Here is a 19,916-nt window from a genome sequence, read left to right on the forward strand (position 1 = left end):
CTCCCTGCCCCCGCCCGTTCGGAGCATTCTGCCGTGGAAGAAGCGATCAAGAAGGCCCAGGTGTTGTCGGAAGCTCTCGGCTGGATCCGCGAGTTCCGCGACCGCTACGTCGTCATCAAGCTCGGCGGCAGCGCTCTCGAAGATGCCGAGGGGGTCCGGCGGTGCCTGGCGGACGTGGTCTTCATGGAAGCGGTCGGAATGCGGCCGATCCTGATTCACGGCGGTGGCAAGTCGATCAACAAGGCGATGTCGGAAGCGGGGATCGCCCCCCGTTTCGTTCAGGGGCGCCGTTACACCGATGACGCGACGCTGGAAATCGTCTCGCGCGTCCTCGCGGAAGAGATCAGCGAATCGCTCGTCGACGAGATCCGCAGCCTCGGCGGCCGCGCGGTCCCGATGAGCTACCGCACGCAGAACGTCCTGATCGGCGAGCGGCTCCTGCTGCCCGGAGACGGCGGCGAAGACGTGGACCTCGGCCGCGTGGGGCATGTCGTCGACATCAACCGCGACGCGCTCCTCGCCGTCTGCCGGACCGATACCATTCCGGTCCTGCCTTCGATCGCACTCGATCGCGAAGGGGGGATGCTCAACGTCAACGCCGACACTGCCGCGGCCGCCGTCGCCCGGATGCTTCGCTCGGAAAAGCTTGTCTTCCTGAGCGACGTCCCCGGGATCTTCCTCAACAAGAAGGATCCGTCGACGCTCGTCTCGCACCTCAAGGCGTCACGGGTCCGCGAGCTGATCCAGGATGGCACCATTGACGCCGGCATGGTCCCGAAAGTGGAAGCGGCCCTCGAAGCCCTGCAGGCCGGAGTGAAAAAAATCCACATCATCGACGCCGGAATCCCGCACTCGCTGCTGCTGGAGATCTACTCCGATAAGGGGATCGGAACCGAGATCGTTGCGTGATGCGGCCGAGGGCCAGATGACCGGCTGGCCCCTGCGGCGGAACAATGCAGAGACGGTGGGATTCGGCCACTCGCGTCCGGCGACACGGAGAATTTCGACGATGAAGCGGGCGTGAACGATTGATTCAGAACGTGGCCGCGGGTCAAATCTTAACGGGGGTCGCGCCAGCGGCTCCGCCGCCGGCCCCACGTCCCGTTCCCAGGGCTGTTTCATGATCGACGCCGATCTGGACTCGGAGCTCCCGACTCTCAGCAATGAACCGGACGTCCTGTTGATCGGCGTTTCGACGCGGGCTGCGGCGTTCTCCGCCCGCCGCGCCGGTCTGACGCCTCTCTGCATCGACCAGTTCAGCGACGTCGACCTCCAGTCTGTCGCCCGGACCATCGCGGCACCGGCCTTTCCGCAGGACGTCGAGCGATTCGCCCGCGACCTGCCGCCGATCCCCGTCATCTACGGCGGCGGTTGTGAGAACCAATGGGATCTTCTGAGCGGCCTGGCGCAGCAGCGCCCCGTGTGGGGCAATCCCGCCGAAGTCCTGCAGCGGGTCCGCGATCCGCAGCAGTTCTATGACGTGCTGCAGTCGACGCGGCTTCCGGCCCTGGAGATCCGCTCGGCCGACAATCCGCCCCCCGGCGACGGTACGTGGCTCATCAAGCCCCTGCATTCCGGCGGCGGCCGCGGTATTCACGTGTGGAACGGGACCTCGGATGCGGACTTGGCCGATTGCTACTTCCAGAAGTATCAGCCCGGCTCTCCCTGCTCCGCCGTCTTTTTGGCGGGGAAGGGGCCAGGCGACGTCCGGTTCGTCGGCCTGACGCGACAGTTGCTGGGGATGCCGGAGTTCGGCGGGTCCGGATTCCAGTGGTGCGGCAATATCGGGCCGATCAACCTCGATGTCGCGACGGAGATGCTCGTCCGCCGGCTCGGCAACATTCTGAAGTGGAAGTTCGAGCTTGTCGGACTGTTCGGGATCGACTTCGTCGTCGACGAGAGCGGCACCCCGTGGCCCACGGAAGTGAACCCGCGGTACACCGCCTCCGTTGAGCTGCTCGAATGGGCGTGCGATCTCAACCTTCTGGGCGAGCACTGCCGGTGCTTCGATCCGCACGTCTGTATTCAGCCATTCCGGGTCACCGGCACTCCAGGCGGAGAGGTCTTGGGGAAGGCGATTCTCTACGCCCCCTCCGATGGGAGCCTCCAGTATGCGGCCGGGCATGGCACTCATGCGTGGGAGCAGTGGCCGGAGCTCGGCGATCTTCCCGCTCCGGGGCAGCCGATCGCGGCCGGCTCTCCGATCTGTACGCTCTACACTTCTGGCAGTACGGAGGCGGGCTGCCTCAACAAGCTGAAGCGGCTGGCTGAGGAGCGGATGTCGAAGCTCTGGGCGCCGTCTGCCTGAGCCGCGTCCTTTCCGGCACGGCGGTGCTCGCTCAAACCCAATGTGCCACGGCAGCCGGGGTCAAGGGGGCAACCCCTTGCCGCCGGAGGCGCTTCCATGAGGAACCGTGGGACACAACGGATGTTCCCTTTGTGGAAGCGGCGTTGAGGACTCACCGCTCGCCTTGGAATCCCCGTGGGCTGGTGAGGGGGCATACGGCACGGCGTCCGCGCTTGGACACGCCCTCCCTCAGACATCTCTCGACGGCCAGGCCTCCGGCGGGCAGGAGGCATTCTGCCCCCTGCACCCCCTGACCAGGGTGCCCCTGGACCCGGTGGTTAGACGTCAGACGCCGTTGTCGTTCCTTGAGAGCTTGTGCTCGTAAGCATCGACCAGGGCGATCCAGCTCGCTTCGATCACGTTCTCGCTCACACCGACCGTGCTCCACACCGCTTCTTCGTCATCAACACACTCGATAACCACCCGCACTCGCGCCGCCGTCCCTTCCGCCGAATTGATCACCCGGACCTTGTAGTCCACGAGCTTCATCGAACCGAGCTCCGGATAGGTCGGGACCAGCGCCTTGCGAAGGGAATTGTCGAGCGCATTCACGGGGCCGTCCCCTTCACCGGCCACATGCTCGATCCGGTCCCCCACCCGAACCTTGACGATTGCCTCGGTCGTCACCGAAGACGTCCCCGGAACATCGCCTGATTCCGGCGCCTGGTCCATCTGGACGTTGACCCGGTAGTGGATCCGCTGGAACCGCGACTTGTGCAGGCCCGCGCACTTGCGGACCAGCAGGTCAAAGGAGGCCTCGGCCGCCTCGAACTGGTACCCCTCGCTCTCCAGCTCGACGACCCGGTCGAGGATCTGCTTCATCAGCTTGTCATCATGCTCGAGCTTGTACTTCGTGGTCTTCGCCACGATGTTCGACTTCCCCGACAGCTCGCTGACCAGGATCCGCCGCTCATTCCCGACAAGAGCCGGATCGATGTGCTCATAGCTGTGGGCAATCCGGTTCACCGCGTGGACGTGCATCCCCCCCTTGTGGGTGAAGGCGCTCCGGCCGACGTACGGCTGGCCGTTCCGGAAGTTCATGTTGGCCAGTTCGTAGACGTAGCGCGAGAGCTCCGTCAGGTGGCCGACGCCGGTCCCGTGCAGGACCGTGTGCCCCTTCTTGAGGGCCAGGTTCCCCGCGACGCTGATCAGGTCGGCATTGCCGCACCGTTCGCCGATCCCGTTGATCGTCCCCTGAACCTGGATCGCCCCGTGGTCGACGGCCCGAACCGAGTTCGCCACTGCGACATCGCAGTCGTTGTGGCAGTGGATCCCCAGCGGCACGCGGACGCTCTTACGGACCCGGTCGAGTGTCTCGGCGATCCGCTCCGGCAGGCTCCCGCCGTTCGTGTCGCAGCAGACCACGATCTCCGCGCCGGCGTTCTGCGCGGCGAGGATCGTCTGGAGGGCGTAGTCGGGATTGGCGGCGAAGCCGTCGAAGAAGTGTTCGGCGTCATAGAAGACCCGCCGTCCCTCGGAGACGAGGTAGGCGATCGAGTCCGAGATCATAGCGAGGTTCTCTTCCAGCGAGACCCGCAGAACCTCGGTGACGTGCAGGTCCGACGTCTTGCCGACGATCGTGCAGACCTTGGCCTTCGAAGCCACGAGCCCCTGCAGGCCGGCGTCGTCCCTGGCCTCGATCCCGCGGCGGCGGGTCATGCCGAAGGCGCACACAACAGCGTGCTTGAGGTTGAGGTCGGCGACCTGCTGAAAGTACTCGGCGTCCTTCTCGTTGGACGCCGGGAACCCCCCTTCGACGAAGTCGAAACCGAGCTCATCGAGCCGCTTCGTGATGAGGAGCTTGTCCTGCAGCGAAAAGTTGACCCCTTCCCCCTGGCTGCCGTCGCGAAGGGTCGTGTCGTAGAGTTGAACGCGCATGATGGGGAGACGGGAACGAGGTGCTGGGTGTCAGGATCCGGGACGAGAAGTCAGAACTCTGCCGGGCGTGGGCTGACGGCGGAAAGCTGACCTCTCCAAAAACAAAAAACCCCCAGGGAGGTCCTGAGGGTTGGCTGGCTTCGGGAAGGGCGGATGCGTGCGGACCTCAGACTCGCCCCTCCCGGCGAATAATCTGAATCGAAATGGTGGTCGTGAACGGCATCGGCGGTTCCTTGGTTTGGAGAGAGTACCGTGGGCTGGGGCGTCGGTCAAATTCACGTCTCCGCGAATCCCGATGCGGAGGCGTTCGTCGAATGGTGGCCGGACGAGGAGGCTGATCCCGGTATCTCGAACCGCGTCCTTGCCGGCACAGCTTGATAGCTCAAACCCGACGTGCGACGGCAGCCTGGGGTCAAGGGGCCAAAGAAAGAACACAGGCCCCCTTGCCGCCGGAGGCGCTTCCATGAGGAACCGTGGTCAGCAACGGACGTCCGTTTGTGGAACCGGCGTTGAGGACTCCCTCAAAACACACCGCTTGCTTTGCAATCCCCGCGGGTTGGTGAGGGGGCCATCCGGCACGTTGTCCTTGTCTGGACACTCTCTCCTTCAGACATCTCTCGACGGCCAGGCCTCCGGCGGGCAAAGAGGCTTCGCCCCCTTGCATCCCCCACCAGGGGCCAGCCCCTGGACCCCGGATGGGTTGCCACACCACCAACCGGCGGACGCCCCCTTCCGATCTCGCGACGTCGATGTCGCGAGACCGTCCGCTCCTATGGCCGCTCTCCGTCGGCATGCTCCTTCACGAAGTCCTGGAACGTACGCGACGCGACTTCATCCGCATCGGCGATCCGAATCCCGATCGTCTGCCGGCCGTCCCGGGCGGCAGCGATCTCCCGCTCCGCTCCCAGCCCGCTGATCCGCCCCATCGCATACCGCCCCGCCGCTCCGTACAGCGTCAGGTCGATCCCGCTACGGCGTTTCGTGACCACTTCGGCCCACGGCTTCGACGAGCCTTTGAGGCGGTACGTGACGGTGGTCTTGCCAGTCCAGTCGACCTCGGCGTCCGGGGCCGCTTCCGACAGGACTCCGAACAGAGACTCCAGCGTCTCCGCCTCCCATTCGACCCGCTTGTTGCTCGGAAACCCCTTACGCGAGAGGTGCCACTTCTTCCCCAGGACGGTCCAGGGCATCAGCGACGTCGGATCTACGACCGCCACTTGGGCCTGCGGCAGGAACGCCTTGACCGCCTTCTGAAGGAAATCCGCAAACGCCGGAGTCTCGATCTCCCGCAGCCAGTGGACGGTGATCGTCACTTCCTGCCACGGCCCCTTAAGGTTCTTCACCCGCACGCGGTCGCCGCGGCCGTAGACCGGCAGCTCGTCGAGATCGTCGAGCGACTTGAGAGACAACCGGCGGGCAAGGTCTTCCTCGCGGAACGAGTCCTTCTTCACGCGGAACTTGAGGACGAGGAGCCATTCGTCGCCGGTCTGGGCATGCAGGAACCAGCCACCCGATTTCTCCTTCGCCATCAGCTCGACAATGCTGCGGTGGTTCCAGTTCGGCTCGGCCAGCGTCTCGTGCTCCGCCAGCAGGTCGATAACGTGCTCCAGCGCCTCCCCCTCCCACTTCGGCGGCTTTCCGCTGTGGCTGATCCGGTCCCGCGTGTGCCAGCGGCGGCCGTCCGACTGCCACGGCGCGGCGGAGTCCTTCCCCACCTTGCTGATGTCGATGTCCCCCGCCCGCTTCTTGGCCGCCTCGTCGGCGTCGAAGAACTCAACGTCCGCCCGCTCCCCCGCCTCCATCACGGGCGCGAGTAACTCCCCGGTCCAGGACCGCATCAGCGGGGACTCGCCCGTTTCTTTCCGTCGGGTGCCGTTGGCGCCGGGCCGCGCCAGGGCGGCGTGGGCGACCACCTCTTCGGGCGTCCCCTGTGCCACGATCCAGCCGCCGCCCACTCCCGCCTCCGGGCCCATGTCGACGACCCAGTCGGCCGTCTTGATGACGTCGAGGTTGTGCTCGATGACCGCGACCGTGTTCCCCTGCTCGACGAGACTATTGAGGACTTTGAGCAGCTTGGCGATGTCGGCGAAGTGCAGCCCGGTTGTCGGTTCGTCCAGGAGGTAGAGCGTCTGACCGTTGTGGGGGCGGCAGAGCTCCGCCGCCAGTTTGACCCGCTGCGCCTCGCCGCCGCTGAGGGTCGCGGCGGATTGTCCGAGCGTCAGATAGTCAAGGCCGATCGCCGCCAGCGTCGCCAGCGGGGCACGGATCTTGGGGATGTTGCCGAAGACTTCGAGGGCCTCGCCGATCGACATGTTCAGAACATCGGCGATCGACTTCGACCGATACTGGACGGCGAGCGTTTCGACGTTGAACCGCTGCCCCTTGCAGGTCGTGCACTCCACCCAGACGTCGGGAAGGAAGTGCATCTCGATCTTCTTCTGTCCCATCCCCTCGCACTCTTCGCACCGCCCGCCGGGGCGGTTGAAGCTGAACCGGCCCGGCTTGAATCCACGCACCTTGGCCTCAGGGAGCCGGGCGAACAGCTCACGGATCGGATCCCAGACGCCGGTGTAGGTGGCAGGGTTCGACGCGGGGGTGCTGCCGAGCGGGGACTGGTCAACGACGATGACCTTGTTGACCTTCTCGATCCCCCGCAACTCGTCATACGCGCCGGGAGCTTCGCCGACGCGGTGCAGGTGGCGGGCGATCGCTCGACCGAGCGTCTCCATCACGAGCGAGCTCTTGCCCGAGCCCGAAAGGCCGGTGATGGCGGCGAACGTTCCGAGCGGAAGATAAAGGTCGACGCCACGCAGGTTGTGCTGCCGGGCCCCCAGGAGTTCCAGCCACGAACCACCCGGCGGGGCGTCGTAGAGCGCGGGGGGAGTCGACGGGCGAGCGGCGGCGGCCGGCGGTGCGGAGTCCTTCGCTTCCTCTTCGAACAGCGTCGCGGCCTTCTTTCCTCGCTTCTTCTTGGGAGTGGAGTCCGTCTCCGGCGCCAGCCGAACGAGCCGCCGCGTCCGGGGAATCGGGATCCCTTTGGCGCCGCTCAGATAGGCTCCCGTGAGCGATTTCTCGGGCTGCTTCTCCAGTTCCTTCGGCGCCCCCTCTGCGACGACCATTCCGCCGTGCCGACCCGCGCCGGGGCCGAAGTCGTACAGCCGGTCCGCCGACTCCAGGACTTCCCGGTCGTGTTCGACGAGGACGACGGTATTGCCGAGATCCCGCAGACGGTGCAGGGCCGAGATCAGCCGGCCGTTGTCCCGCGGATGGAGGCCGATCGTCGGTTCGTCGAGGACGTAGAGGACGCCGGTCAGGGCTCGTCCGATCTGGCCCGCCAGCCGGATCCGCTGGCTCTCGCCGCCGCTGAGGGTCGGCATCGACCGGTCCATCGTCAGGTAGTCGAGTCCTACGTCGACCAGGAACGACAGCCGGTGGATTGCCTCGTCGAGGAGGTCTCCGGCGACCTTCTTCTGTTCCTTCGTCAGTTTGAGCGACTTGAGGAACGTCAGGGCCTCGCCGAGGGGGAGTCGGCAGAGTTGCGGGAGCGTTTCTTCGTTGAGCCGAACGGACGCGGCGTCGTCCCGCATCCGGTCCCCGTTGCAGACCGAGCAAGGCTTCTCGCCGACGAGGTCGAGGAACCGTTGGCGGTGGGCGTAGGAGACGCGCGAGGCCTCTTCGATCGTCGGGTAGAGGCCCTTGTACTGGATGCGGACCGCGGCTCCCCCTTCACCTTTGGGGCCGGCCGGGACGTCGATCCACCGGTCGCCGCCGCCGTAGAGGATGACCCGCTGGTGTCGGGGATCGATCTGGTACCACGGGCGATCAAGGGGGATGTCGAAGGCGATCGCCAGGGCTTCGAGGATTCGCCGGAAGCCGGGGGTCAGGCGGGGATCGGGCCAGATCGAGACTGCCCCCTCGAGGAGGGAGAGGTTCGGGTTGCTGATGAGGGCGGCCTGGTTTGTGCCTCGTTCCGTGCCGAGGCCCTGGCAGGCGGGGCACCATCCCAGCGGGCTGTTGAAGGAGAAATTCTGGGGTGTCAGTTCGACAAACGTGCGCGACATTCATGACTCGGACGCGACGACGGGAATCGAGCAAGGATAGTCGTGTCCGTCCGAACACTCCATAGACAAGGGTACAGTATCAGTCCGGGTCCAGGGATCCCCTGGTGGGGGATGCAAGGAGGCCACGCCCCTTGCCCGCCGGAGGCCTGACCGTCGAGAAACATTGGAAACAACGGGTATTCAAACGCGGACCACGTGTCGCATGGCCCCTCACCAACCCGCGAGGAATACAGGGCAAGCGGCGCGGTGTGAGAAAGTCCTCAACGCGGGCTCCACAAACCGGACACCCGCCGTGAGAGGGGGCGGATCAGGCCGATTCCGCGAGGGGCTGAGCCTGGATGGCCAGCGCGGTCTTCAGAGCGGTTTTTCCCGCCGTGCTGATCTTGTAGACGAGCCCGGAGGATCGCTGGCCGATCTCGCACTTCAGCAGGCCGTGGGCAATGAGCCGCCCGTGGACCTGCGACAGGATCGCGGCGTCGACCCCCGCCACTTCGCGAATCCGGTCGAACCAGCCGACCAACGATTCGGTTTCGTCCCCCGCCTCTTCAAATGCTGGAGCGGACTGCTCGCCAGCAGGTTCCGAAACGACCACCGCAAGAGCCGCGACGGGCTCGGAAGGAGCGGCGTCCTTCTTCGCTTTGGGCGCGGGGGGGAGTTCATCCTCCAGCGTCCGGTAGGCCGCCAGGACAAGGCCCCAGGCGGGGTTGGCGGTCATCAGGGCTGGGACGTCATCGAACATGCTCCTCATATCGGAGGATCCCACCGGCCGACGCCCTCGTTCCCGGTGGCCGCGGAGCAGCTGTCACGACCGGAAAAGTCTCGCAGGCTTCCAGAATGCTCGCGTGACTCGGCTTTCCGCGAGTCCGAGGGGCCTTTCCGTGTCCCGGATGCGAGGCCGCCCGCACCAAACGTCGGCCGGGTTCGTGGACGGCACGGGGGATCGGCTCAATAATGCGGGTCCGCCTCCAGCGGACGGACTTTCCCGATCCCGCGCCAGGCGCAACGTGAGCGGAATCATGGCTGTTGCGACGATGAATGTGCCAGACCAGCAAGGGCGGTTCGGCGAGTTCGGCCGGCGGTTCGTCCCCGAGACCCTCATGCGGGCCCTCGAGGAGCTGACCGCCGAGTACGCCCGGGCCCAGAAAGATCCGGCGTTCCAGCAGCAGCTCGACCATCTCCTCAAGACCTACGTCGGCCGGCCGAGCCCGCTCTACTTCGCGGAACGCCTCACCGAAATGGCGGGCGGGGCGCGGATCTACCTCAAGCGGGAAGACCTCAACCACACCGGCGCCCACAAGATCAACAACACGATGGGGCAGGTCCTCCTGACCCTCCGGATGGGGAAGAAGCGGGTCATTGCCGAGACCGGCGCCGGCCAGCACGGCGTAGCGACCGCGACCGCCTGTGCCCGCTTCGGCCTCCCCTGCGTCGTCTATATGGGCGAAGAAGACGTCCGCCGTCAGCGGCTGAACGTCTTCATCATGCGGACGATGGGAGCCGAGGTCCGTCCCGTGACGACCGGCTCCCGGACGCTCCGCGACGCGATCAACGAGGCGATGCGGGACTGGATGGCGAGCGTAGATTCGACGCACTACATCCTCGGCTCGGTCGTCGGCCCGCATCCGTTCCCGCAGATCGTCCGCGACTTCCAGGCGGTCATCGGCCGTGAAGCCCGGGCGCAGAGTCTGGAGACCTTCGGGAAGCTGCCAGATGAAGTGATTGCCTGTGTCGGCGGCGGCTCGAACAGCGCCGGGATGTTCTATCCCTTCGTCGATGATACGGGCGTGGCCCTCACGGGAGTCGAAGCGGGCGGCCGCGGTCCGGCCCCTGGTGACCACGCCAGCACGCTCTCGTACGGGGTCAAGGGGATCCTGCACGGGACCTACAGCTACGTCCTTCAGGATCAGGACGGCCAGACGAGCGACGTTCACTCCGTGTCGGCGGGGCTCGATTACCCCGGCGTCGGTCCGGAGCACGCGTACTGGAAGGACACCGGCCGCGTGCAGTACACGAACATCCTCGACCAGGAAGCCCTCGACACCTACCGCCTCGTGGCGAAGACCGAGGGGATCCTTCCGGCAATCGAGTCCTCGCACGCCCTCGCTCAGGCGATCAAGGCGGCCAAGAAGCGGCCCAAGGATCAGAACATCGTCGTCTGCCTCTCCGGTCGCGGCGACAAGGACGTGAACGAAGTCGCCCGGCTGACTGGGCAGGAGATTTAAGGGAAGGATTTAGGAGTCAGGATTCAGGATCAAGGAGGTGTCGATGGCGGAGGTTTCCTCAGCCGTTCGAAACACCCGACCTGCCTCCCTCTCCTCCTAGATCCTGAATCCTGAATCCTGAATCCTGCCCCCTCCCCCCTTCCCTTCAAGACTCCCTCCCGTGTCACGCATCGCTCAAACCTTCGCTCCGCTTCGTTCCGCCCGCAAGATGGCGTTCATGCCGTTCATCACGGCGGCCGATCCCGACATGGAGACGACCGGCGACCTGATCCGCTCGCTCGCCGAACAGGGGGTCGACCTGATCGAAGTCGGGTTCCCGTACAGCGACCCGATCGCGGACGGCCCGGTGATCCAGGCCTCCTATACGCGGGCGCTGAACAAGAAGGCGACCGTCCGGCAGATCTTCGACGGGATCAAGGCCCTCGATACCGCCAAGCTCCCGCCGCTCGTGGCGATGCTCTCCTACGCGATCATCTTCCGGCACGGGCCGAAGACTTTCGTGCAGGAGGCCAAGGCGGCGGGCTTCTCCGGGTTCATCATTCCCGACCTCCCGGGGGACGAGGCGGCCGAGATGTTCGCGACGGTGCAGGAGGCGGGGCTGGATCTGATCCAGCTCGTGGCCCCGACGACGCCGCCGGAACGGGTCCGGGAGATCGTCAAGAACTGCAGCGGGTTCGTGTACTGCATCGCCGTCGCGGGGACGACGGGCGTGAGGGAGCAGGTGGCGGACCAGCTCCTGAAGCAGCTTCAGTGGCTGAGGACCGAGACCGACCTGCCGCTGGCGGTCGGCTTCGGGATCGGGAAGCCAGAGCACATCGATCCGCTGCGGCAGAAGGCGGACGGGGTGATCGTCGGGTCGGCGGTCGTTCAGAACGTGCAGGACCTCGCCGACGGGAAGGCGACGAAGGGCGAGGCGATCTCCCGCATCGCGACCCTCGCCAAGGCGATGGCGACGAAAGCTCACGAGGCGCACTGAACCGTTCCGAGGCGGCGAGGGCGAGGGGCGGGCATGGCCTGGGACGACGACGACGATCCGGACGACGAGGAGTACGAAGGCTCCTACGACGACCAGGAGATCACGATCCCCTGCCCGCACTGCGGGCGCGATGTCGTGGAGGACATCGCGAGTTGCCCCTACTGCGGGAACTACATCACGGACGGCGACCAGACGAAGTCGTCCAGGCCCCTGTGGATCACGCTCACGATCATCCTCTGCCTGATCATGGCGATCGGCTGGGTCATTCCGTGGTGAGCGGAAGCTGTCCGTTGGGAAGGTGTCCGGCTCCCAACTACACTCGGCGGGCGACGGTTTGACCCGCTGAAGCGGGCGCCGCCGTCCCCCTTTCGTGTGCGGCTTCGGGTCGCGGTCTTTCCCAGTGAGCGTCCATGTCCTCCTCGGATTCGAAGCCGATGTTTTCCACCCTCGTCGTGGCGGGGCTGGGGCTGATCGGAGGGTCGGTGGCGGCGGCGGCGAAGGCCCGCGGGGTGGCGGAGCGGGTCATCGGATTCGGGCGCAGCGCCGCCCGGATGCAGGGGGCGGTCGATGCGGGGCTCGTGGACGAGGTTGTCGATGCCGTTGTGCGGCTGCCGGCGGCTGATCTCGTGGTGGTCGCTACGCCGGTCGATCGGATTGCGGACGATGTCCGGCGGATTGCCGAGGTGATGCCGGACTCGTGCCTGCTGACCGATGGCGGCAGCGTGAAGGAGGCGATCTGCCGGAGTCTGCGGGAGGCTCCGCCGCAGAAGGGGATGTTCGTGGGGGCCCATCCGCTCGCCGGCTCGGAGCGGAGCGGGTGGGAGCATGCGGACGCGAACCTGTTTGAGGACAAGCTGGCGGTGGTGACGCCGGACGAGCGGACGACCGACGACGCGTTGATGACGGTCGAAGGGTTCTGGAAGCGGTTGGGGATGCGGGTGGTGCGGATGTCGGCCGCGGATCATGACCGTGTACTGGCGCTGACGAGTCATCTGCCGCATCTGACGGCGGCGGCGCTGGCGGCGCAGCTTCCGGAGGACCTGCAGAAGTATGCCGCGCGGGGATTCCGTGACACGACGCGGGTGGCGGCGGGTGATGCCGACTTGTGGACGGCGATTGTTCGCCTGAATGCGGTTCCGATTGCGGATCGGATCGACGAGTTGGTGTCGACGCTGGCGAACTATTCGACGTCGATCCGGGGCGGCGATTTTGAGCGTGTGCGGGAGCTGCTGTTCGAGGGCCAGCAGTCGCGGACACGGCTGAACGAGAATTGAGCCCTATCGGGGTCCAGGGGGCACCCCTGGTGGGGGATGCAAGGGGGCGAAGCCCTCTTGCCCGCCGGAGGCTTGGCCGTCGAGAGATGTCTGAAGGAGCACTTGTCCCAGCGCGGACAACGTACCGTATGCCCCCCTCACCAACCCGCGGGGATTGCAAAGCCAGCGGTATGATGTGACGGAGTCCTCAACGCCCGTTTCACAAAGGGGACGCCCGTTGTGTCCCACGGTTCCTCATCGAAGTGCCTCCGGCGGCAAGGGGGCGTGGCCCCCTTGACCCCAGGCTGCCGTGGCACGTCGGGTTTGAGCTATGGACGCGGTTCGGGCTCCGCCTACATCGGCGTGGGCTGAGCCGCCTGCGCAGCCTTCGCCGCGGCCAGCTCCGCCCGCAACTCATCCATCAGCGGCCACAACTGGTCCACATCGTCCTTGAACACGTCCCCGATCAGAACGTCCGTCACCAGATCCTTCATGTCCGGATGCTTCCGAACAAACCGGCCGAAGCTGAACCCGTCATAAAACTCGAGCACCAGCCGCTTCATCCGGTCCATCCCGTCCGCGAAGGGCTTGTGCCACCGGTTGAGCTGAGCCTCCGACGTGTCCCCCTTCGCCAGCCCCTCATTGATGGCATCCGCCGCCATCTCGCCCGACTTGAGCGCCATCAGGACGCCCGACGAATAGAGCGGATCGAGGAATCCGAAGGCGTCCCCCACCACAACCCACCCGTCGCCCCCAGCCTGCCGGCTGCGGTACGAGTATTCCTTCTGAGCACGGAAGATGTCGCATCGCTCCGCCTTGGCGAGCCGGGGCTGGAGCCCGGGGCAACGGTCGACTTCCTGGAAATAGATCGTCTCGAAATCGGTCGTCCCGCGATCCTTGAACAGGTAGTCCTGTCCGGCCACGACCCCCACGCTGACAATGTCGTCGTGCAGCGGGATGTACCAGAACCACCCCTTCTTATCCTTGGTCTGGAGGACGATCGTCGCCCCCTCGTCCCGACCCTGGTCGCGGTGGGCTCCCTTCCAGTACGTCCAGAGGGCTGCCTTCTTGAGGACCGGGTCCCAGTCCCGCAAACCGAGCTTGCCGATCAGCATCGACTGCTGCCCGCTGGCGTCCACCACCACCTTGGCCCGCACCTCGCGCGGCTCGGTTTCTCCAGCCAGGGTCACCTTGATCCCCGTCGCCCGGGTTCCGTCGAAAACGATGTCGTTGACCCGCGCCCCTTCGTGAACCGTCACCCCCTGCTCGGCGGCGTTCTTGAGCATCAGGTGGTCGAACTCGGAGCGGCGGACCTGCCACGTCTGCGACGAGTCCTGCGGACGGTGGTCGACGAAGTAGAACGGCTCCGACAGCTTCCCGTGCTGGGTGACGAACTGGACGCTGTACTTCTTGATGAAGTGGCTGACCTTCATCTTGGGGATCATCTTGAGACGCTGCAGCGTGAAGTACGTCTGCGGAATCAGCGACTCGCCGATATGGAACCGGGGAAACGTCTCCCGCTCGAACAGTCCGACGCGATGCCCCTGCTGGGCGATCAGCGTGGACGTTGTGGCGCCGGCCGGCCCCCCGCCGATCACGACGACGTCGAAGTCGAAGTCGAGAGCTGAAGTCACCATCTGGGCAATTCCTCTACGGACGCGAAAGTCGAAACGAGACCGACCGGGGCACGGTCACGTTCAATATAACGGCACTTTGAAGTTTCAACAACAGTTGTTTTGACAAGTGTCGCTAATTGGGGCGTTTCGGGAGATCGAGATCTCGTCGACTCCGTGCCCGTTCCCGCATCGCTGGCACGACGGAACCCGGCCAGCCCGACTGTTCAGGTGGATTCGCCCATTGGGTCCGAAGCGGAGCCCGGACTATCATTCGCGTCCGGCCGGGATGGCCGTCTCCGTCCCTCTCCACACACGGTTGGTCTTCATGTCAGCACTCGATCGTCCGCGCATCGCGAAACTCCTCAAGGACGGGCAGCCGGGAGCGGCGGTGGACGTTTCGGGCTGGGTCCGGACCCGCCGCGATTCCAAGCAGGCGTTCTCGTTCATCGAGCTCAACGACGGCTCCTGCATGGCGAACCTGCAGGTCGTCGTCGACGCGAACGTCCCGGGTTATGCCGAGGCGATCAAGCAGGTGACGACCGGGGCCAGCATCCGCGTGACGGGCGAGCTGACCGCCTCCCCCGGAGCGAAGCAGCGGGTGGAACTGCAGGCCAAGACCCTCACGGTCCTGGGAACCGCCGATGCCGTCAAATATCCGCTCCAGAAGAAAGGGCACTCCTTCGAGTTCCTCCGCGAGATCGCCCACCTGCGGGCGCGGACGAACACGTTCGGTGCGATCGCCCGCGTCCGGAACTGCGTGTGCGATTCGATCCACCGCTTCTTCCAGTCCCGCGGCTTCCTCTACGTCCACACGCCGATCATCACGACGAGCGACTGCGAAGGGGCCGGCGAGATGTTCCAGGTGACGACGCTGGGAGTGGGTCGAGGGACTAGGGACGAGGGACTAGGGAAGGAGACGAGCGGACCGGTCACGGCCGCGGGTGCGGCTACTCCCTCCCTAGACCCTAGACCCTCGTCCCTAGACCCCTACGCCAACGACTTCTTCGGCAAGAAAGCCTCCCTCACGGTGAGCGGCCAGCTCGAAGGGGAGACCTTCGCCTGCGCCGTCGGGCCGGTCTACACCTTCGGCCCGACGTTCCGCGCCGAGAACTCGAACACGACGCGGCATTTGGCCGAGTTCTGGATGATCGAGCCGGAGATGCCGTTCTACGAGCTGCCGGACAACATGCAGCTCGCCGAGGAGTTCATCAAGACGATCGTCCGGGATGTCCTGGAGCGCTGCCCGGAGGACATGGCGTTCTTCAACGAGCGGATCGACAAGAACGTCCTGGCGACGCTGAACCATATCCTCGAGAAGGATTTTCGACGGGTCTCCTACACCGAGGCGATCGAGATCGTCACGCAGGCGGACCGGAAGTGGGAGTACCCCGTGAAGTGGGGGGACAACATGCAGGCCGAGCATGAGCGGTTCCTCACGGAGGAACACTTCAAGCAGCCGATTATCGTCTACGACTACCCCCGGACGCTGAAGCCGTTCTACATGAAGTGCAACGCCGACGGGAAAACTGTCCGGGCGATGGATGTCCTCGTTCCCGGCGTGGGCGAGATCATCGGCGGCAGCCAGCGCGAGGAGCAGCTCGACGTGCTGCTTCAGCGGATGGAGGAGTGCGATCTCAATCCGGAAGAGTACTGGTGGTACGTCGACCTGCGGCGGTACGGCACCGTGCCGCACAGCGGCTTCGGCCTGGGCCTGGAGCGGATCCTGCTCCTCGTCACCGGCATGCAGAACATCCGCGACGTGATCCCCTATCCGCGTTTTCCGAAGAGCGCGGAGTTCTAAGGATCGCGAAAGCGTCCTGGGTCGGCGACGCCGCCCCCCTGTCGCTCTCCTCACACCAGCCCGAAGCGCAAGCGAGGGGACACAGCCCCGTCCCTCGCTCGCGCTTCGGGCTGGTGTCGCGTGGCCATCCTCCTTGGTGACCTTCGTGCGTCCTTGGTGACTTGGTGTTTAATCCTCCCCGGCGGCCGCCCCCGAAGACATCGACAAGAGACGAGACGCACCGGAATCGCTATCGTCCGCTCACCACGCCGAGGGTTCTTCCATGCCGAAATCTGCGCCCGCGTCCGAAACCCGCTACTGGCTCTTCAAGTCCGAGCCCGATTCGTATTCGATCGATGACCTGAAGAAGGACAAGTCAACCTTCTGGTCCGGCGTCCGGAATTACCAGGCCCGCAACATGCTGCGGGATGACATCCAGGTCGGCGATGGCGTCCTGTTCTATCACAGCAGCACCGAGCCGATGGCGATCGTCGGGTGCGCGAAGGTCGCCAAGGCGGGATATGCCGACCACACCGCGTTCGATCCCAAGGACAGCCACTACGACATCAAGAGCAAGCAGGACGAGCCGACCTGGTACATGGTCGACGTGAAGTTCGTCGAAAAGTTCCCAACGCCGCTCACCCGAGAGATGCTGAAGGAAGACGCGACGCTCTCGAAGATGGTCGTCATGCAGAAAGGCTCCCGGCTCTCGATTCAGCCGGTGACGAAGGAGCAGTGGGAACGGGTGCTGAAGCTGGCGGGAGCGAAGGCGTGGTAGTCCCCGCGGTTGAGACCTCGCCGAAGAAATCGTTCTGGAAATCCTCGGTACTGCAGCTGGCGGTGGGGATCGTCGTATCCGCCATCTGCCTGTACTTCGCGGGTCGGTCGCTGTGGAATGATCCCAAGGCGCGAGCCGAGTTGGCCGTCGCCTTTCGGACCGCCAACTACGCCCTGCTGTCAGTGCTGTGGGGACTGCTGGCGGCGTTCTACTGGGTGAAGGCGTGGCGGTGGCAGATGCTGCTGCGGCCTCTCGGCAATTTTGCCATCACCCGCGAGTGCGCGCCGCCGATGATGATCGGCTTTGCGTTCAACAACGTTCTCCCGGCGCACCTCGGCGAATTCGTCCGGATCTTTGTTTTCGCCTGCCAGCACAAGGTCTCCAACCCGGCGGTCTTCAGCACCGTGGCGCTGGAACGGGTCTTCGACATCCTGGCGATCCTGGCCTACCTCGGGATCGGCCTGATGTCGGTCAAGGGGGTCGCGCCCGGCGTGAAGTCGGTGGCTCAGGTCGTAGGGCTGGTCGCGGCGGCCGGCGTCCTGGGGGCGTTTGCGTTTGTGATCTGGACCCGGCCCGTTGTCCGACTCGCGGAGGGAATCCTGAGCCGGCTTCCGTTCCTTCCGGAAGGTCTGCGGGGGAAGATTGTGGGCCTGATCGAAGCCGGAGCCTCCGGCCTCGCCGCTCTGAAGAGTCCGAAGACGCTCCTGGGGATCCTCATCACTTCCATTCTCCAGTGGGGGATGAACGGACTCCTGATTCACCTCTCGCTGGCGAGCTTCGACGTCCACGTCTCGCCCGCGGTCTCGCTGATCGTTCTCGGCGTCGTGGCGTTCGGCGTGACGGTCCCTTCGTCGCCAGGCTACTTCGGCGTGATTCAGCTTTGCTTCGTCGAGGTGCTGCGGCACTTCCCGGTCAACCAGCCGGCGGTCCTCGCCGCGTCAGTCTACTACCACATGATCCAGTGGGTCCCGGTGACGATCATCGGGCTGCTGCTCTTCGCCCGGTCGGGAGTCCGACTCCGGGAAGTCGAGTCGGCCAAGGCGACGACCGCCGACGAAGCGGATCCGCCCGTGGAAATGTCCACCTGAGCGCTCAGGCAGTTTCGCGGAACGCGAGGTGGGCCAGTCCCTGGAGGGCGAGCATCGGCTCGAACCGCGCTCCCGGCAGGTACGGCATGAGGAGCCGCGCCGCTCCACCGGTCAGGATCAGGAGGGGGGGCGGGAACGGAGCCGTGCTGCCGGCCCGCAGTTCTTCGCTTTCCCGAGCGACGAGTTCCTTCACCGCCCCGACGTGCCCCCAGTAGAGGCCGCTGCTGAGGGCCGCTTCGGTGTTCCGGCCGATCGAGGGGGGCGTGCTGTCGTAGTGCCGGTGATGCTCGATCAGGGGAAGGAGCGCGGTGTATTCGTTGAGCGCCTTGGCCGAGAGCTCGAAGCCGGGCAGGATCGCTCCGCCGTGAAACCCCGCTTCCGAGACGACATCGACCGTCACCGTCGTCCCGCTGTCGACAATCACCGCCGACTGTCCCGCGGAGAGGAGCGCCCGCGCCGCGACAGCGTTGAGGGCCCGGTCCATCCCGACCCGATCGGGAAAGTCGACGAGGAGCGGGATCGACAGCTCCCGGCGATCGCATTTCTCGATCGGCTTCCGCCAGTCCGCCGGCCACTCGCGGAGAACGCGGGCGACCTCGGGCGGATTCGAGCCGGAGACATAGCCCGGGACCGGTCGGCTCTGAAACGGCCAGCCACGGAGTTCCTCCCAGTCGATCGCCGCGCCGCACAGGGGAGCGGCGAACTCGCAGAGCTGCGGCAAGGCGTCCGCTCCGCGGTCTTCGAAGCGGGCGAACTTGATCCGCGTGTTGCCGCAGTCGACGACGATGAGGTCCCGGACCGCCCCGCTCACTGGACCGCCTTCTTCTGCTTCGCCTCAAACTCCGCGACCCAGCGGGCCGGCTCGTCGTCGAAGGCCGCCTTGCAGCCGGAACAGCAGACGTAATAGGTCTTGCCGCCGAAGGTGACCGCCGTCGTCCCCAGTCCGCCGGAGATGACGCAGGTCCGCTCCTTGTAGTCGGAGTCGTTCATGGCGAACGACGTCCCGGACCGCTGATTGGCCAGGGTGTCGAACCGCATGAACCGCATCCCTTTCTTCTCGGCCAGCTCGAAGAGGTACCGGTTGTTGTCCTGCTGGTTCAGGACCACCTGCCAGGAGTTCCGGACATCGACCGGCGTGAGTTCCGTCAGTTCGAGCTTGAACCGCTTGTGCGGGCGGTTGTCGTCCCCCTGGTACTCTTCGACCGGCAGCGTGAACGTTCCTTCGAAGACGCGCTTGTGGCCGTCGGCGTCGGTCGTCGTGAGCTGGTACTTTTCGACGCCGGGAACGTAGGTGAGCCTGGCCTCACGGAAGTAGCGGTTCTTCTCGGACCGCATGACGAGCGAGGGCTGGTCGCGGTCCGTCTTGTGGTCCCACACCCAGTTCGGCGTGTCGAGTCCTTTGAAGTCGCCGACGTTCTTCTGCGTCTTCCCTTCCCAGCTTCCGAGGACGGTCTGGATCGGCCGCATCGCCGCCATCACGGCCTCGCGGTCCACCTTGGCCGCGGCCGGGGGGGCCGCGTCCGCGCCGGGAGCGGCGGCGGGCGCCGAGGGAGCGGTCGGCACGGCCCCGAGGGAAATCGAAGGGAGCTTGACCGGCATCGGGGCTGCCGGCGGAGGGGTGACGGGGGCCGCGGCGGGAGGCATCGGCACCTCTGCTGCGGTTGGAGCCGTGGCCACGGGCTGGGCCGGGGCCACCGGTGGAGTCGCCGCCGCCGCGGGGGCCGCGGCCTGGGGAGCGGGCGCCGGGGTTCCGCCACCACAACCGCCGATGAGGAGAAGCGCGAACCCTGCCATGCCGACGTGAGCGGCCCGCCTGGTCGAAATCAACATGGGAACGATCTTCTTCGTGGGGAACGGAGCGGCTGTGCGAGAAACGCCCATGCCGCCAGGAACGCGGGGCCGTTGGAAGTCGATCAT

The 19,916-nt window shown here is 65.7% G+C and carries 15 protein-coding genes; 9 read left to right on the forward strand and 6 right to left on the reverse strand.

Annotated features, from left to right (window positions below):
- Positions 1 to 33: 33 nt before the first annotated feature.
- A complete protein-coding gene (gene argB, locus VT03_RS01630) occupies positions 34 to 909 on the forward strand; it encodes an acetylglutamate kinase (protein ID WP_075091366.1) in 876 nt (291 codons plus the stop codon).
- 211 nt (positions 910 to 1,120) lie between these two features.
- A complete protein-coding gene (locus VT03_RS01635; protein ID WP_075091367.1) occupies positions 1,121 to 2,308 on the forward strand; it encodes an ATP-grasp domain-containing protein in 1,188 nt (395 codons plus the stop codon).
- 324 nt (positions 2,309 to 2,632) lie between these two features.
- On the opposite strand, the gene cimA is transcribed toward VT03_RS01635, so the two are convergent.
- From cimA to VT03_RS01650, 3 genes are all read right to left on the reverse strand, one after another.
- Complete coding sequence (gene cimA, locus VT03_RS01640; protein WP_231870574.1) at positions 2,633 to 4,225, reverse strand: citramalate synthase; 1,593 nt, start codon at positions 4,223 to 4,225, stop codon at positions 2,633 to 2,635.
- A 770-nt stretch (positions 4,226 to 4,995) separates the two neighbouring features.
- A complete protein-coding gene (locus tag VT03_RS01645; protein ID WP_075091369.1) occupies positions 4,996 to 8,286 on the reverse strand; it encodes an excinuclease ABC subunit UvrA in 3,291 nt (1,096 codons plus the stop codon).
- A gap of 307 nt (positions 8,287 to 8,593) precedes the next feature.
- Positions 8,594 to 9,025 (reverse strand): hypothetical protein, encoded by a 432-nt coding sequence (locus VT03_RS01650; protein ID WP_075091370.1) that lies wholly within the window; start codon positions 9,023 to 9,025, stop codon positions 8,594 to 8,596.
- Between the two features lie 277 nt (positions 9,026 to 9,302).
- On the opposite strand from VT03_RS01650, the gene trpB reads away from it, so the two are divergent.
- The 4 genes from trpB to VT03_RS01670 all read left to right on the forward strand — a co-directional run bounded on the left by trpB (position 9,303) and on the right by VT03_RS01670 (position 12,758).
- The gene (trpB, locus tag VT03_RS01655; protein WP_075091371.1) at positions 9,303 to 10,508 is read left to right on the forward strand and encodes a tryptophan synthase subunit beta; all 1,206 of its coding nucleotides are present in this window, start codon (positions 9,303 to 9,305) and stop codon (positions 10,506 to 10,508) included.
- 160 nt (positions 10,509 to 10,668) lie between these two features.
- Complete coding sequence (trpA, locus tag VT03_RS01660; RefSeq protein ID WP_075091372.1) at positions 10,669 to 11,484, forward strand: tryptophan synthase subunit alpha; 816 nt, start codon at positions 10,669 to 10,671, stop codon at positions 11,482 to 11,484.
- Between the two features lie 33 nt (positions 11,485 to 11,517).
- Positions 11,518 to 11,760 (forward strand): hypothetical protein, encoded by a 243-nt coding sequence (locus VT03_RS01665; protein ID WP_075091373.1) that lies wholly within the window; start codon positions 11,518 to 11,520, stop codon positions 11,758 to 11,760.
- Positions 11,761 to 11,918: 158 nt separating this feature from the next.
- A complete protein-coding gene (locus VT03_RS01670; RefSeq protein ID WP_197489169.1) occupies positions 11,919 to 12,758 on the forward strand; it encodes a prephenate dehydrogenase in 840 nt (279 codons plus the stop codon).
- Positions 12,759 to 13,090: 332 nt separating this feature from the next.
- On the opposite strand, the gene VT03_RS01675 is transcribed toward VT03_RS01670, so the two are convergent.
- Positions 13,091 to 14,374: an NAD(P)/FAD-dependent oxidoreductase gene (locus tag VT03_RS01675; RefSeq protein WP_075091375.1), complete on the reverse strand. Its 1,284-nt coding sequence runs from the start codon at positions 14,372 to 14,374 to the stop codon at positions 13,091 to 13,093.
- 304 nt (positions 14,375 to 14,678) lie between these two features.
- Between VT03_RS01675 and asnS the strand changes: the two genes are divergently transcribed.
- From asnS to VT03_RS01690, 3 genes are all read left to right on the forward strand, one after another.
- Positions 14,679 to 16,154, forward strand: coding sequence for an asparagine--tRNA ligase (gene asnS, locus VT03_RS01680; RefSeq protein WP_075096880.1), 1,476 nt, complete (start codon positions 14,679 to 14,681; stop codon positions 16,152 to 16,154).
- Positions 16,155 to 16,416: 262 nt separating this feature from the next.
- The gene (locus tag VT03_RS01685; protein ID WP_075091376.1) at positions 16,417 to 16,911 is read left to right on the forward strand and encodes an EVE domain-containing protein; all 495 of its coding nucleotides are present in this window, start codon (positions 16,417 to 16,419) and stop codon (positions 16,909 to 16,911) included.
- Positions 16,905 to 17,999 (forward strand): lysylphosphatidylglycerol synthase transmembrane domain-containing protein, encoded by a 1,095-nt coding sequence (locus VT03_RS01690; RefSeq protein ID WP_075091377.1) that lies wholly within the window; start codon positions 16,905 to 16,907, stop codon positions 17,997 to 17,999. Before VT03_RS01685 ends, VT03_RS01690 begins: the two co-directional genes overlap by 7 nt.
- Before the next feature lie 4 nt (positions 18,000 to 18,003).
- Here VT03_RS01690 and VT03_RS01695 read toward each other — a convergent pair whose 3' ends face one another.
- Both VT03_RS01695 and VT03_RS01700 read right to left on the reverse strand, forming a co-directional pair.
- On the reverse strand, positions 18,004 to 18,810 hold the full coding sequence (locus VT03_RS01695) for a type III pantothenate kinase (protein WP_075091378.1): 807 nt from the start codon (positions 18,808 to 18,810) through the stop codon (positions 18,004 to 18,006).
- Complete coding sequence (locus VT03_RS01700) at positions 18,807 to 19,829, reverse strand: hypothetical protein (protein ID WP_156514220.1); 1,023 nt, start codon at positions 19,827 to 19,829, stop codon at positions 18,807 to 18,809. The genes VT03_RS01695 and VT03_RS01700 overlap by 4 nt, the downstream gene beginning before the upstream one ends.
- Positions 19,830 to 19,916 lie beyond the last annotated feature (87 nt).

Origin of the sequence: Planctomyces sp. SH-PL14, from assembly GCF_001610835.1 — a bacterium.
Lineage (GTDB): Bacteria > Planctomycetota > Planctomycetia > Planctomycetales > Planctomycetaceae > Planctomyces_A.